Genomic DNA, 13,198 nt, shown 5'->3' with positions numbered 1-13,198 from the left:
CGCCAACGGTCCCGAAAGCGCCCGCCGCCCCCGAAGACCGCTCAGGTTTCCCGCGAACGGATGGACTGGCCCGCCACTTGGTCGGGGTTAGAGGATTCCCGGAATCAACGCGCGCGTTCGCTGCTTGTATGCGGCGTACCGCTCACCGAACTGTTCGCCCAGCCAGCGCTCTTCCAGGCGAAGCTTGCGCCAGAACGAGACGAAGACGATCGCCAGTGCGATCAGGCCGCGCCAGTCGCCTACCTTGATCGCATTGCCCAGGAAGGCGAGCAGCAGGCCGGTGTAGATCGGGTGGCGGATCCAGCGGTAGGGGCCGCGTTCGATGAGCTCGTGATCCTGCTTGAGCTGCACCACGCTGCTCCAGTTGCTGCCCAACAGGTGGCGCGACCAGATCGCCAGGGCGACGCCGGCCCATACCAGCGCTACGGCAGCGGCACGGATGCCCATGTGCTTGGGCACGAAGCGCTCGCTCAGCCAGCTGCCTTCGTACCATTCGCCCGGGCCCAGCAGCAGCACCGCGACCAGCAGCGGCAGCCAGTAGACGGCCAGCTGGCGCCAGGGCGTTTCGCTGCGGCTGGCGCGTTTCACCCGGCGGGCGGACCAGATCCAGTAACCGAGGAATACCAACCAGGCGAGGGATAGCGCGGCGTCGAGAAGGGCTTTCATGGGCGGACCGTGGTGGCGATTCACCGATCCTACCCGTTACGTCCTGTCGGCGTTTACTCGCCTTCGCGTTCGGCCAGCCAGCGCTCCAGCTCGGCCGCCGGCAGCGGCTTGGAGAACAGGAAGCCCTGCAGCACTTCGCAGCCCAGCCCGGCGAGCAGGCGGCGCTGGCGCTCGGTTTCCACGCCTTCGGCCACGACATGCTTGCGCAGGCTCTCGCCGATGCGCAGCACCGAGTTGGTCAGGGCGCGCGCGGACATGCTGTGCTCGAGGTCGCGCACGAAGCTCATGTCCAGCTTCAGTTCGTTGATCGGCAGGCGGTGCAGGTGGCTCAGGCTCGAATAGCCGGTGCCGAAGTCGTCCAGCGACAGCGCCAGGCCCGCGGCCTGCATCGCGGCGATGTTGTCCAGCACGCGCGGTTGCGGCGAGAGCATCACGCTTTCGGTCATTTCCAGGGTGACGTCGGACGGCGACAGGCCGTGGTGCTGCAGCAGGCGCAGCAGTTCGTCCAGCAACTGCGGATCCTCGAAGTTGCTGGCCGACAGGTTCACTGCCATGCGCGGGATGGCCACGCCGCGCGCGCGCCAGTCGGCGAGCTGGCGCAGCGCATTGCGCAGCACCCAGCGGCAGAGGTCGCCGATCAGGCCGCTTTCCTCGGCCAGCGGCACGAAGCGCGCCGGGGAGATCGGGCCCAGCTGCGGATGTTCCCAGCGCAGCAGCACTTCCACGCCGTACAGCGGGTGCGGCGGATGGCTCAGCACCTGCGGCTGGTAATGCAGTTGCAGCTGGTCGCGGCGCAGGGCTTCGCGCAAGGCGGTTTCCAGTGCGACGCGCTCCTGCGCCAGGCGGTTCATGTCGGCGCTGAAGAAGCGGAAGCTGCCGCCGCCCTCGATCTTGGCGCGGTGCATGGCGAGGTCGGCATGCCGCAGCAACGTGTTGATGTCGCGGCCGTCCTCCGGAAAGATCGCCACGCCGATGCTCGCCGAAGGATGCAGGGTCATGTGGCCGACCACCGAGGGCGCGGCGATCGCGCCCAGCAGGCGCTCGGCGATGCCGCCGGCCTGTTCGGCGCCGCAGTTCGGCAGGGCGAGCACGAATTCGTCGCCGGCCTGGCGGCCGACCAGGTCGCCCAGGCCGAGGTTCTCGCCCAGCCGCTGGGCGATGTCGCGCAACAGGCCGTCGCCGGCGGCGTGGCCCTGGGTCTCGTTGACGCGCTTGAAGCGGTCCACGTCCAGGAACAGCACGGCGATGGGGGTGTGCTGGCTTTCGGCATTCACCAGCAGCTGCTCGGCGCGGGCGTTGAACATCATCCGGTTCGGCAGGCTGGTCAGCGCGTCGTAGAACGCCAGTTGGTGGACGCGGGCGCGAGTGTGTTCGCGTTCCAGCGCCAGCGCGCACAGGTGCAGGCAGATGTCGGCCAGCTTGATGTGCCACGGGTCCGGTTCGCGCGCTTCGCCGTAGTAGATGGCGAAGGTGCCGAGCACGCGGCCGCCGCTGGATTTGATCGGGCTCGACCACGCCGCCTGCAGGCCATAGCGTTCGGCGAAATACGGGAAGTCCTTGAACAGCGGGTCGGTGCGGATGTTGCTCACGCTGACCGGGCGGCCGCGCCAGGCGGCGGTGCCGCACACGCCCACGCCGGCACCGATGCGCAGGCCGTCGATCTCCTGTGCGTACTCCGGCGGCAGGCTGGGCGCGGCGAGGGTGTGCAGGCGGCTGTCATGGTCCACGCTGAGCACGGAAGCGCGCAGCGCCGGCGCCACGCGCTCCAGTTCCACGCAGATCATCGCCATCACGTCGGTGAGCGGCTGCTCGCGGACGATCGCGTCGAGCACGTGGGTGTGCAGCACCTCGTGCATCTTCGCGTGGGTGATGTCGGTGATCACCGAGACCGACTCGCTCGGCGCCCCCGGCACGTCGCTGACCGGGTTGGTGATCACCGAGGTCCACAGCGGCTGGCCGTCGTGGCGATACAGCAGCAGGTCCGCGCGCGACTGCTGCCAGCCGGCAGCTTGCTCGGACAGGCCGCGCAGCGTGTCCGGGTCGGTATGCGGGCCGGCGAGCACCTGCGAGGGACGCTTGCCCTGCATTTGCGCCAGCGTGTAGCCGAACAGGCGGGTGAAGCCGGCATTGACGTAAGTCACGCCGAGCGTGTCGTCGAGCGTGAGCAGGGCGGTGTCGCTGCGGTCCACGGCCAGCGTGAGCTGGCGCATGCGCGCTTCGTGCTCGCGCTGGCGGGTGACATCGCGGACGAAGGCCACGGTGAGGCGGCGCGCTTCGCGCTCCACGCTCATCAGCGAAATGGCGAGCACCACGACCCTGCCGTCGCCGCGCACCAGGTGGACGTCGCGTGGATCGGTGGCCTTGCCCGGCGGGTCGAGCGCGACCTCATGGAAATACGTCCCCAGGATCGCCGGGCACAGGTGTCCCACCGGCTGCCCCTGCACCAGCGCCGCTTCCGTTCCCCAGATCCGCTCGGCGGCGGGATTGAACATCACCACCCGCTGCGCGGCGTCCACCGCGATGACGCCATGCGGCATCTGCGAGAGGGTGAAGGCCAGCAGCGTGTCGAGGTCGCGCGGATCGATCAGCGCGGCTTCGGCCGTCTTGGCGGGAGCGGGGGGCAGCGCGATGTCGTCCATTCGGCGGCTCAGCGACTGACGCGTGAAAGGGCGAGCAGGCGTTCGGCGACGCGTTCCAGCGGCACCGTCTCCTGCGCGGCGCCCAGCTTGAACGCGGCGCCGGGCATGCCCCAGACGACCGAGGTGGCTTCGTCCTGCACCAGCGTGGCGGCGCCGGCCTGCTGCATTTCCAGCAGGCCACGCGCGCCGTCGTCGCCCATGCCGGTGAGGATCGCGCCGACCGCGTTGGGGCCGGCATTGGCCGCCACCGAACGGAACAGCACGTCCACCGCCGGCTTGTGGCGGTTCACCGGGTCGGTGTCATCGATGCGGCAACGCCAGCGCGCACCGTCGCGGATCACCCGCAGGTGGCGGCCGCCCGGCGGCAGGTAGGCGTGGCCGGGCAGCACGGCTTCGCCATCGCTGGCTTCGCGCACGGACATCGCCGAATGGCGGTCCAGGCGTTCGGCGAAGGCGGTGCTGAAGCTGGCCGGCAGGTGCTGGGTGAGCACCACGGCCGGGGCATCCGCCGGCATGCCTTCGAGCACCACGCGCAGCGCTTCGGTGCCGCCGGCGGAAGCGCCGATGGCGATCAGCCGGTCGGTGGTGCGGAACAGGCCGGCACGCGCGGCCGCCTGGGCCGCGGGCGCCACCTGCGGGTCGAGTTCGACCTTGGTGGCGGCCGCGCGTGCGAGCGGGCGCACGCGCGCCTGCGCGGCGGCCTTGACCTTGCCGACGATCTCCTCGGCATAGGTCTCCAGCCCGCGCGCGACATCGAGCTTGGGCTTGGCGACGAAGTCCACCGCGCCCAGCGAGAGCGCCTGCAGCGTGGTGTCGGCGCCGCGCTCGGTGAGCGAGGAGATCATCACCACCGGGGTGGGGCGCAGGCGCATCAGGTTTTCCAGGAACGCCAGGCCGTCCATGCGCGGCATTTCGACGTCCAGGGTGATCACGTCCGGGTTCAGGCGCTTGATCTTCTCGCGCGCCAGCAGCGGATCGGCGGCGCTGCCGACGACCTCGATGCCGATGTCGCGCGAGAGGATCTCGGTGAGGATCTGCCGCACGACCGCGGAGTCGTCGACGATCAGGACGCGGACCGGGGCTTGCAGGTTCATTCGAACAGCTCCACGCCGCCGCTGACCGGCGTCTTGGACAGGCGGGCGCGCACGGCCGATTCGGTCGCGGCCACTTCGGCCTCGTGGGCGTGCGGCAGGCGCTGCACCACGACGCGGCCGGTGACCGGGAAGAACCAGATCTTGCGCGGATGGATGCCGCACAGGTCCTCGGCGACGATGGGGATGTGCTCGGCGTGCAGGTAGGCGCGCACGAACTCGGCGTTGCGCGTGCCGACCGGATTGGAAGTGAATCCCTTGAGCACGTTGGCGCCGCCGAACACCTTGGCCTCCAGGCGCTTGCGGTGCGCGCCGCGCTTGAGCAGGTCGTTGATCAGCAGTTCCATCGCATAGCTGCCGTAGCGCGCGGGCGCGCCGTCGCCGACCTGGCCTTCGGGCAGCAGGAAGTGGTTCATGCCACCGATCTTCAGCACCGGGTCGCGCACGCAGGCGGCCACGCACGAGCCAAGCGTGGTGGTCAGCGCGGTGTCGTCGTCGACCACCAGGTACTGGGTCGGCAGCAGCTTGGCGGCGATGGTCTGGAAGCGGGTGTCGCGATAGCGCATCACCTCGTCGATCTTCAGGGCCGAGGTCATGCGCGGACTCCACGGGCGGCGCGGTACAGCGTGCGGCCGCAGGGCTGGATCAGGTCGGCGGCGTGCAGGTAGTTCTCCGAGTGCCCGGTGTACAGCAGGCCGTCGTCGCCCAGGTGCGGCACCAGGCGCGAGAGGATGCCGCGCTGGGTGGGCTTGTCGAAATAGATCATCACGTTGCGGCAGAACACCGCCGAGAACGGGCCGCCGACGTCATAGCGCGGCGCCAGCAGGTTGAGCTGGCGGAACTCGATGAGCTGGCGCAGCGCGGGCACCACGCGGCACTTGCCTTCGTTGGGGCCGCTGCCGCGCTGGAAGTACTTGCGGCGCAGGGCTGGGTCCAGCGAGGACACGCGGTCGACCGGATAGACACCGCGCGCGCCGGTTTCCAGCACCTGCGTATCGACGTCGGTGGCCAGGATGCGCACCGGCGGGGCCAGCGTGCCGAACGCCTCGCAGGCGGTGATCGCCATCGAGTACGGCTCTTCGCCGGTCGAAGACGCGCACGACCACAGCTTGAGCGTGGGCTCGTGGCGGCGCTGCAGCAGTTCCTCGCGCAGCTTGTCGAAGTGGTGCGGCTCGCGGAAGAACGAGGTGAGGTTGGTGGTCAGCGCGTTGGTGAACGACTGCCACTCATCTTCATCCTCGCCGCTTTCCAGCAGGTCCAGGTAATCGCGGAACGAACGCAGGCCGAGCGCGCGCAGGCGCCGCGACAGGCGGCCATAGACCATGTCGCGCTTGGCCGGTGCCAGGGCGATGCCGGCGCGCTGGTGGATCAGCTCGCAGACACGACGGAAGTCACGATCCGCGAATTCGAATTCGCGGCTGTCGGCGGAAGCGGGGGAGGGGGTAGGCGGCATTCGGCACCTCGGGTTCAAGAAGGTTATCGGCCGCGCCAGGCGGGAACTGTAGTGCGCGCTGGGTCGCAATTTTCCGGGTATCGCCGCTACGGGCAGGGCCGGTGCCGAAAAACAGAAACCCCGGCCGGAGCCGGGGTTTCTGCTGTTGCGTGCCACTCGGAGAGATCAGAATTCCTGCCAGTCGCCATCGGCCGCGACGGCCTCGGCTTCCTTGCGGGCCGGGCGGGCCGCACGCGGCGCCGGCGCGGCCTTGACCACGCGCTCGACGGCGCGCGGGGCCGGGGCGGCCGGTTCGGCCACCTGCGCTTCGAGGCGGAAGATCGACACGGCATCGGAGAGCTGGCCGGCCTGTTCTTCCATCGAACGCGCCGCGGCGGTGGCTTCCTCGACCAGCGCGGCGTTCTGCTGGGTCGTCTCGTCCATCTGGGTGATGGTCTGGTTGACCTGCTCGATGCCAGCCGACTGTTCCTGCGAAGCGGCGGAGATCTCGGCCATGATGTCGGTCACGCGCTGCACCGAGGCGACGATCTCGCCCATGGTCGCGCCGGCCTTGTGCACCAGCGCCGAACCGTCGGCGACGCGGCCGACCGAGTCGTCGATCAGGCCCTTGATTTCCTTCGCCGCGTTGGCCGAACGCTGGGCCAGCGTGCGCACTTCCGAGGCGACCACGGCGAAGCCGCGGCCCTGTTCGCCGGCACGCGCCGCTTCCACCGCGGCATTGAGCGCCAGGATGTTGGTCTGGAAGGCGATGCCATCGATGACCGAGATGATCTCGGCGATCTTCTTGGACGACTTCTCGATATCGCCCATGGTCGTGACGACCTTGCCGACCACTTCGCCACCCTGCGAGGCGACCGAGGCGGCGCCCTGCGCGAGCTGGTTGGCCTGGCGGGCATGCTCGGCGTTCTGGCGCACGGTGGAGGTGAGCTCCTCCATGGAAGCGGCGGTTTCTTCCAGGTTGGCGGCCTGCTGCTCGGTACGGCGCGACAGGTCGCTGTTGCCGGCGGCGATTTCACCGGCGGCGGAGTTGATCGCCACCGAGGACTGCTTGATGCGGCCGACGATCTCGGTCAGCTGCTCGGCGGTGGCATTGGCGTCGTCGCGCATCCGGGCGAACACGCCCTGGAAGTCGCCGTGGATGCGCGCGGTCAGGTCGCCCTGCGACAGCGCGGCCAGCAGGTTGGAAACCTGTTCGATCGACGCGCCGTTGGCGTCCAGCAGGCCGTTGAGCTGCTGCGCCAGCTGCAGGAAGAAGCCTTCCTTGCCTTCGATGGCCACGCGGCCGCCCATGTCGCCGGCCGCGGCCGATTCGACGATGCGCGCCACTTCTTCTTCGACCTGCACTTCGATGCTGCGGTCGCGCCATTCGCACACGGTGCCCACGGCCTGGCCGTCGGCGTCGCGGATCATCGACACAATCTGCGCGATGTGGGCGTCGCCGTAGCGCATCTCGCGACGCGCCGAGCCGTTCTTTTCCAGCTGGGCGACGAACTTCGCATCCACCTCGCCACCGTGCTCGAGCACGTTGATCGAGTGGCCAACCAGCGAGGCCTCGGTATCCAGCGCCGGCAGCGCCTGCTGGAAGTCCTCGGCGTGCTGGGCGATGACCTGGTGGATCGCCGGGTTGGTGTAGACGACCTGCAGCGACGGGTCGGTGATGATCACGCCGGTGGAGGAGGCGTCCAGCGCGGTGCGGATGCGCAGGTTCTCGGCGGCGACGGCCTGGTCGCGCTCGATGCGCTCCTTCAGGTCGCGCTGCATGCGCTGCAGGGCGCGCATCAGGTCGCCGACTTCATCGGCGGCGGCAACATCGATGTGGCCGTCCAGCTTGCCGGTCGCCACGTCGTGGGCGACGTTGACCGCGCCGCGCATGTTGTTGACCAGCGAGCGGGCGAACAGCCAGGCCAGCACCAGGCCACCGGCGATGCCGGCCAGCACCATCACCACGGTCAGCGTGACCGAGGTGGCGTGCACGGTTTCGGCCTTGTCCTTGGCGGCCTGGGCGAGGCGGTTGTCTTCTTCGATCAGCTTGCCCAGCGATTCCTGCGCCGCCAGGTGGGCCGCGCGGGTTTCGCCCACGAAGGTATCCACCGCGTCGTCGGGCAGGTTGAGTTCCAGCATTTCCTCGACACTGGCATAGGAGGCCGAGGCCTTCTTCCAGTCGGCGACGAACTGGTCGTACTGCTTCTTCTGTTCCGGGCTGGCCAGCAGGCGCGGGTAATCGGCGATGGTGGCGTCGATGTCCTTCTTGAGCTTGGCCTGGCGGTCCTTGGCGTCCTGCTTGACCGCGTCACTGGCGCGGATCAGGCCCTGGTAGGCCGCATTGCGGTATTCGCCGAGCATGCCGCGCAGTTCGCCGGCTTCGCGCACGCTGGCCATCGAATTGCCGGCCAGTTCGCGGGTCACGTTGTTGAGGGCGGCAAGGCCGGCATAGGCGATGATGCCCTGGATCAGCATGATGACCATGACGATGCCGAAGATCAGCATCAACTTCGGGCCGAGTTTGAATTTGTTGATCCACTGCATGTACGCGCTTCCTCTTCCTGTGACGTTGCCCGGCGGGAGGGCCAGGCACCGTCCCGCGCACGGCGCGGGACGGCGCGGCGGGGTATTACTTGATCGTCGCCAGCTTCAGGCTGGACGGCGAGCTGACTTCGATTTCGGCGCGCGAGGCATCGCGCTGGATCTTGCCGATCACGCAGACGTCCTTGCCTTCCAGGGTTTCCGGGGCGAAGGAGAACTTGCTGCGGTTGGCGCCGTCGATGCGGGCCGAGAAGGTGTGGCGCGGGAACATGCCGCCCATGTACAGGAAGGTCGGCTCGCCCTCGGAGGACTGCGCGTACTTGGCCTTCTCGACCTTGCCGCACACCATGCCGTCCTTGCCGACGAAGCGGGTCGCCATTTCCGGCGGGATCATTTCCTGGGACTGGGCCAGGACGTCAGCCGACAGGGTGGCCAGGGCGAGGGCGGGGATCAGGGTGAACAGGGTCTTCATGGGATGTCTCCGAAGTGGGGAGGGGTGGCCTCACGCGGGCCTTGAGGCAGCTATCGGCGTTGGCGCGGACAACTTGAACGGGCGGAATGAGAGCTGGGCCACAGTTCGTTGCGCGGGTGGCCGGGGTGTCGGGATATGCCCGACACGGGCTGTCAGGCGGCTTCCTCGGTAAGCGCTTCCTGCGGAGACAGGTCGGCGCTGTCGAGCAGGGTTTCGATGTCGAGCAGGATCAGCATGCGGTCGTCCTGCGTGCCGATGCCGGAGATGAAACGGGTGTCGACGGCGGCGCCGAATTCCGGGGTCGGGCGGATCTGCTCTTCGGTCAGCGGGATCACGTCCGAGACGCTGTCCACGACGATGCCGACCACGCGGTCCTCGACGTTGAGCACGATCATCACGGTGAAGGCGTCGTAGCGCGCTTCCTTCAGGCGCAGCTTCAGGCGCAGGTCGATGACCGGCACGATGGTGCCGCGCAGGTTGATCACGCCCTTGATGTAGTCCGGGGCGTCCGGCACGCGGGTGACCGCGTCATAGCCGCGGATTTCCTGCACCTTGAGGATGTCCACGCCGTAGTGCTCTTCGCCGAGGGCGAAGCTGAGGAATTCACCGCCGTGACCGGCGGCAGGCTTTTTGTCGTTCATCGGTGGCTCCGGGCAAGGCACGGCGGAATGGCGGGGTTGCCATGCCAAGATCGGCCCGGGCGGGGGAATCTTTAGCGCCGGATCAGAAGACGCCGCTCTTGCGCGCGTTGCGCTGGCGGTCGATGCGGAAGATGTAGCGCTGGATGTCCTCGTCGGCCCCGCGCGGCAGGGTCTCGAAGCGGGTGCCGATGCGGAAGCTTTCCACCCCGTTGGCCAGGGTCTGCTTGGCCTGGCTGCAGATCGCCAGCGACACCGGGATCGGCTGCTGGTCGGGCAGGCGCAGTTCGCAGCGGCGGTAGACGCGGCCCACCTCCAGCAGCGGCGCGCCGGCCGGCAGGCTCACCGCCAGGCCGCCGCCGCTGATGTCGATCACCCGCAGCCGCAGCGGTTCGCGCGGCGGCAGGTCGTCGTCCGGGTCCGGGTCGAAGCCGATCACGCAGGTGGGCGAGTCGGTGATCGGGGTTTCCAGCCGGTAGTGCTCGCGGCGCTGCAGGTGGTAGATGGCGGACGGCAGCGGCGCGCGGAAGGCGACATGGCCCTCGTGCTCGATGCGTTCGACCTGGTCCAGGCGGAAGCGGATGCGCACCCGCTCCAGCTGGGCGAAGCAGAGCAGGTGGCTGGCTTCGGCGGCGGCGCGGTTGGAGGCTTCGTTCGGGCTGCCGTCCAGCAGCAGCCATTCCTCGTCCTCGTCCACTTCCAGCACGGCGCTGGGGAAGGACTGGTCGCGGCCGCCGATGTGGGCGCTCACCAGCGAGCGCTGGTCGATCAACGCGCGCAGCAGGCCACGCACCTGGCGGGGGTTGCGGACGAGATAGCGGTCGTCCCCTTCCTCCGGCTCGGGATGCGGCTGCTGCGATGCGCTGGTGTCGCCTGGAAGCATGGGGCCCTTTTTCTTGCAGAAGCACGAACGGTCGGGGAATCGGCCCCGGCATGGCCTTCATATCGGCCAATTGACCCGAAATTGTAGGGTAAACAGCCTTTCATGCGTGATGCGGTAAGCGGTTTCACGCGCAAACACGCACGCCGCCCTGCGTGGGGCGGCGTGCGGCATGGCGGTCACCGAGGCCCGGCATGCGCCGGGCGATGCGTGCGATCAGGCTGTTTCCAGCGGGGTGGCGGCCTCGCGGCCGAGGCGCTGCACGAGCCGGCGGGCCGCGTCGTCGCCATGTGCGAGGCGGAACTGCGCCACCGCCTCGCGCAGCTCGCCGGCCTGTTCCTCCAGCGCACGCGCCGACGCGGTGGCTTCCTCCACCAGTGCGGCGTTCTGCTGCGTGGTCTCGTCCATCTGGGTGATGGTCTGGTTGACCTGCTCGATGCCGGCGGATTGTTCCTGCGAGGCGGCGGTGATCTCGGCCATGATGTCGGTGACGCGCTGCACCGAGGTGACGATCTCCTGCATCGTGTCGCCGGCCTTGCGCACCAGCGCCGAGCCGTCAGCCACCTTGTCCACCGAATCGTCGATGAGGTGCTTGATCTCCCTGGCCGCGTTGGCCGAGCGCTGGGCCAGCGTGCGCACTTCCGAGGCGACCACGGCGAAGCCGCGGCCCTGCTCGCCGGCGCGGGCGGCTTCCACCGCGGCGTTGAGCGCCAGGATGTTGGTCTGGAAGGCGATGCCGTCGATGACGGAGATGATCTCGGCGATCCGCTTGGAGGACGACTCGATGCCCGACATCGTCTGCACCACCTCGCTCACCACCGCGCCGCCCTGCGACGCCACCGAGGCCGCGCCGATGGCGAGCTGGTTGGCCTGGCGGGCATGGTCGGCGTTCTGTTTCACCGTGGAGGTGAGTTCCTCCATCGAAGCGGCGGTCTCTTCGAGGTTGGCGGCCTGCTGTTCGGTGCGGCGCGAGAGGTCGCTGTTGCCTTCCGCGATCTCGCCGGCGGCCAGGTTGATGCTGCCCGAGGCTTCCTGGATGCGGCCGACGATGCTGGTCAGCTGGGCGACGGTGGCGTTGGCGTCGTCGCGCATGCGGGCGAACACGCCGTGGAATTCGCCGTGCATGCGCGCGGTGAGGTCGCCGTCGGCGATGGCGCGCAGCAGGGTGGAGAGCTTGCCGAGGTTGCGGTCGTTGACGGCCATCATGGAGTTGAGGTCGCCGACCATGGTGGCGAAGTCGAAGCCGAACGCGGACTCGTCGCCGCGTACGCTGAAATCACCCGCGGCGGCGGCCTGCGCGAGATGCTTGATCTCGTTGTTGATCGCCTGCAGGCTGCCGCGCACGCCATTGATGGCCGAGGTGATCACGGCCTTATCGCCGGGCAGGGCTTCCATTTCCCGGGAGAGGTCGCCGGCGGCATAGGCCTGCGCCAGTTCGACCACGTGCATCGTGACCCGGATGTGGCTGGCCACGAGGCGGTTGGTGCCTTCGACCATGGTGGCGAACTCGCCGGCGAAATCCTGGCTGGGAATGCGGTAACTGATCGTGCCGGCTTCGTGCTGGCGGCCCATTTCGCTCTGCGCTTCGATGACGAGGCGCAGGCGGGCCTGCATCTCGTCCATCGCCTGCAGCATCTGGCCGATCTCGTCACGGCCGCGGTGGCCGACATGCACGTGCAGGTCGCCGTGCGAGACGCCCTTGATCACCGCCAGGGCGCGGCCCACCGGCACCAGGACGGCGTTGCCGAGCAGCCATCCCAGGCCGAGGTTGATGAGCACCAGCACGCCGCCGGCGAGGGTCATGATGCCGGTGAACACCAGCGCCTGCGATTGCGTGTCGTCGAAGTACACGCCGGTGCCGATGACCCAGCCCCAGGGCTTGTAGAGCGTGTTGTAGGAAGACTTGGAGACCGGGTCTTTCTTGCCGGGCTTGGCCCATTGGTAATCCACGTATCCGCCGCCGGCCTGGGCGACCTTCACGAAGGCGGGGAAGATGCGCTGTCCGTCGGGGCTGAGGACGTCGTTGAGCGGTTTGCCGACGAGATCCGGACGGGTGGGGTGCATCAGCATCGTCGGGTGTTCGTCGGTGACGTAGAAGTAGTCCACGCCCTTGTTGGCCTGCAGCGTGGAGAGCGCAGCCAGCGCCTGGCGCTGGGCTTCCTCCTGCGTGAGCTCGCCCTTGGCGGCGCGGGCGGCATAGGCCTCCACGACGCCGACGGCCATCTGGGTCTGCGCCTTGAGGCCGGCCTGGCGGGTATGCACGAGGTCCAGGTACTGCATGCGCGCGGCGATGATCGCCAGGGCGATGATGCCGAAGGCCACCAGGACGGTCTGCGACAGGAACTTTCGTTTCAACGGCATGTTCGCCATGGCGTTGGCGAGGACGCTCTGCGGTTTCATCAGGTGGGCTCGGCTCTGCGATGCGGAACGCGTTACTCGGATTAGCGGCGGTTTTCAGCAGGAATTGAGCGCTGAGTCACAATGGGGTGTCGATGGGATTTCCCCGGGTGATTCATGGGGTGGATCGCGGAGGTGCGGTCACTGCCCATTGCGGGCTGTGTATCGACTGGGTGGTGAAGCGCGGCGCTCATGGCTCCGCGCGCGGCGGCCGGTGGCGGCCTGTGGCCGGGACACGCCGTAAACCCATCCATGGGGGCTCGTAGGCGACATCCATGTCGCCCACGGTCCCGACAGGGCGCCGCCTCCCGGGCGCTTGTTCGTGCGTCGCGGGGGGGGGGGGAAGGCGTCTTGCGCTTGGGTGGGTCGCTGCGCCCGGAACACGACGGGTTGGTAACGTGGCGGGGGGTCGTGGGGGAACAGGCGGGGCGCGGTTTAA

The 13,198-nt window shown here is 68.6% G+C and carries 9 protein-coding genes and 2 pseudogenes; all 11 read right to left on the bottom strand.

Annotation, left to right across the window (positions count from 1 at the left end; all coding sequences use genetic code 11):
- Positions 1 to 87: 87 nt before the first annotated feature.
- Entirely contained in the window at positions 88 to 666 is a 579-nt protein-coding gene (locus ARC20_RS08100; RefSeq protein WP_057646271.1) for a methyltransferase family protein, read from the bottom strand.
- A 53-nt stretch (positions 667 to 719) separates the two neighbouring features.
- Positions 720 to 3,305 (bottom strand): sensor domain-containing protein, encoded by a 2,586-nt coding sequence (locus tag ARC20_RS08095; RefSeq protein WP_237642537.1) that lies wholly within the window; start codon positions 3,303 to 3,305, stop codon positions 720 to 722.
- Positions 3,306 to 3,313: 8 nt separating this feature from the next.
- Positions 3,314 to 4,399, bottom strand: a complete 1,086-nt coding sequence (locus ARC20_RS08090; RefSeq protein WP_057646270.1) for a protein-glutamate methylesterase/protein-glutamine glutaminase — start codon at positions 4,397 to 4,399, stop codon at positions 3,314 to 3,316.
- Positions 4,396 to 4,992 carry a chemoreceptor glutamine deamidase CheD gene (gene cheD, locus ARC20_RS08085; RefSeq protein ID WP_057646269.1) on the bottom strand — a complete coding sequence of 199 codons (597 nt, stop codon included), beginning with the start codon at positions 4,990 to 4,992 and terminating at the stop codon, positions 4,396 to 4,398. Before cheD ends, ARC20_RS08090 begins: the two co-directional genes overlap by 4 nt.
- A complete protein-coding gene (locus ARC20_RS08080; RefSeq protein WP_057646268.1) occupies positions 4,989 to 5,849 on the bottom strand; it encodes a CheR family methyltransferase in 861 nt (286 codons plus the stop codon). Before ARC20_RS08080 ends, cheD begins: the two co-directional genes overlap by 4 nt.
- A 165-nt stretch (positions 5,850 to 6,014) precedes the next feature.
- Positions 6,015 to 8,375 carry a methyl-accepting chemotaxis protein gene (locus ARC20_RS08075; RefSeq protein WP_057646267.1) on the bottom strand — a complete coding sequence of 787 codons (2,361 nt, stop codon included), beginning with the start codon at positions 8,373 to 8,375 and terminating at the stop codon, positions 6,015 to 6,017.
- 85 nt (positions 8,376 to 8,460) lie between these two features.
- Positions 8,461 to 8,844 carry a hypothetical protein gene (locus ARC20_RS08070; RefSeq protein WP_057646266.1) on the bottom strand — a complete coding sequence of 128 codons (384 nt, stop codon included), beginning with the start codon at positions 8,842 to 8,844 and terminating at the stop codon, positions 8,461 to 8,463.
- 152 nt (positions 8,845 to 8,996) lie between these two features.
- A complete protein-coding gene (locus ARC20_RS08065) occupies positions 8,997 to 9,485 on the bottom strand; it encodes a chemotaxis protein CheW (protein ID WP_057646265.1) in 489 nt (162 codons plus the stop codon).
- A gap of 82 nt (positions 9,486 to 9,567) precedes the next feature.
- Complete coding sequence (locus ARC20_RS08060; RefSeq protein ID WP_057646264.1) at positions 9,568 to 10,365, bottom strand: flagellar brake protein; 798 nt, start codon at positions 10,363 to 10,365, stop codon at positions 9,568 to 9,570.
- A gap of 213 nt (positions 10,366 to 10,578) precedes the next feature.
- A pseudogene (locus ARC20_RS08055) lies at positions 10,579 to 12,189 on the bottom strand (methyl-accepting chemotaxis protein); the annotation flags it as partial.
- Between the two features lie 54 nt (positions 12,190 to 12,243).
- Positions 12,244 to 12,585 (bottom strand): annotated as a pseudogene (locus ARC20_RS18895) (cache domain-containing protein); the annotation flags it as partial.
- Positions 12,586 to 13,198: the final 613 nt, after the last annotated feature.

It is taken from the genome of Stenotrophomonas panacihumi, from assembly GCF_001431645.1.
Taxonomy (GTDB): domain Bacteria; phylum Pseudomonadota; class Gammaproteobacteria; order Xanthomonadales; family Xanthomonadaceae; genus Stenotrophomonas_A; species Stenotrophomonas_A panacihumi.
The sequence above is the reverse complement of the archived record's forward strand: the minus strand, read 5'-3'. Positions and strand labels throughout refer to the sequence as shown.

Bases quoted from the DNA above. Each gene is read 5' to 3' on its own strand.
- ARC20_RS08100 (WP_057646271.1), bottom strand. From the start codon at position 666: ATGAAAGCCCTTCTCGACGCCGCGCTATCCCTCGCCTGGTTGGTATTC.
- ARC20_RS08095 (WP_237642537.1), bottom strand. From the start codon at position 3,305: ATGGACGACATCGCGCTGCCCCCCGCTCCCGCCAAGACGGCCGAAGCC.
- ARC20_RS08090 (WP_057646270.1), bottom strand. From the start codon at position 4,399: ATGAACCTGCAAGCCCCGGTCCGCGTCCTGATCGTCGACGACTCCGCG.
- cheD (WP_057646269.1), bottom strand. From the start codon at position 4,992: ATGACCTCGGCCCTGAAGATCGACGAGGTGATGCGCTATCGCGACACC.
- ARC20_RS08080 (WP_057646268.1), bottom strand. From the start codon at position 5,849: ATGCCGCCTACCCCCTCCCCCGCTTCCGCCGACAGCCGCGAATTCGAA.
- ARC20_RS08075 (WP_057646267.1), bottom strand. From the start codon at position 8,375: ATGCAGTGGATCAACAAATTCAAACTCGGCCCGAAGTTGATGCTGATC.
- ARC20_RS08070 (WP_057646266.1), bottom strand. From the start codon at position 8,844: ATGAAGACCCTGTTCACCCTGATCCCCGCCCTCGCCCTGGCCACCCTG.
- ARC20_RS08065 (WP_057646265.1), bottom strand. From the start codon at position 9,485: ATGAACGACAAAAAGCCTGCCGCCGGTCACGGCGGTGAATTCCTCAGC.
- ARC20_RS08060 (WP_057646264.1), bottom strand. From the start codon at position 10,365: ATGCTTCCAGGCGACACCAGCGCATCGCAGCAGCCGCATCCCGAGCCG.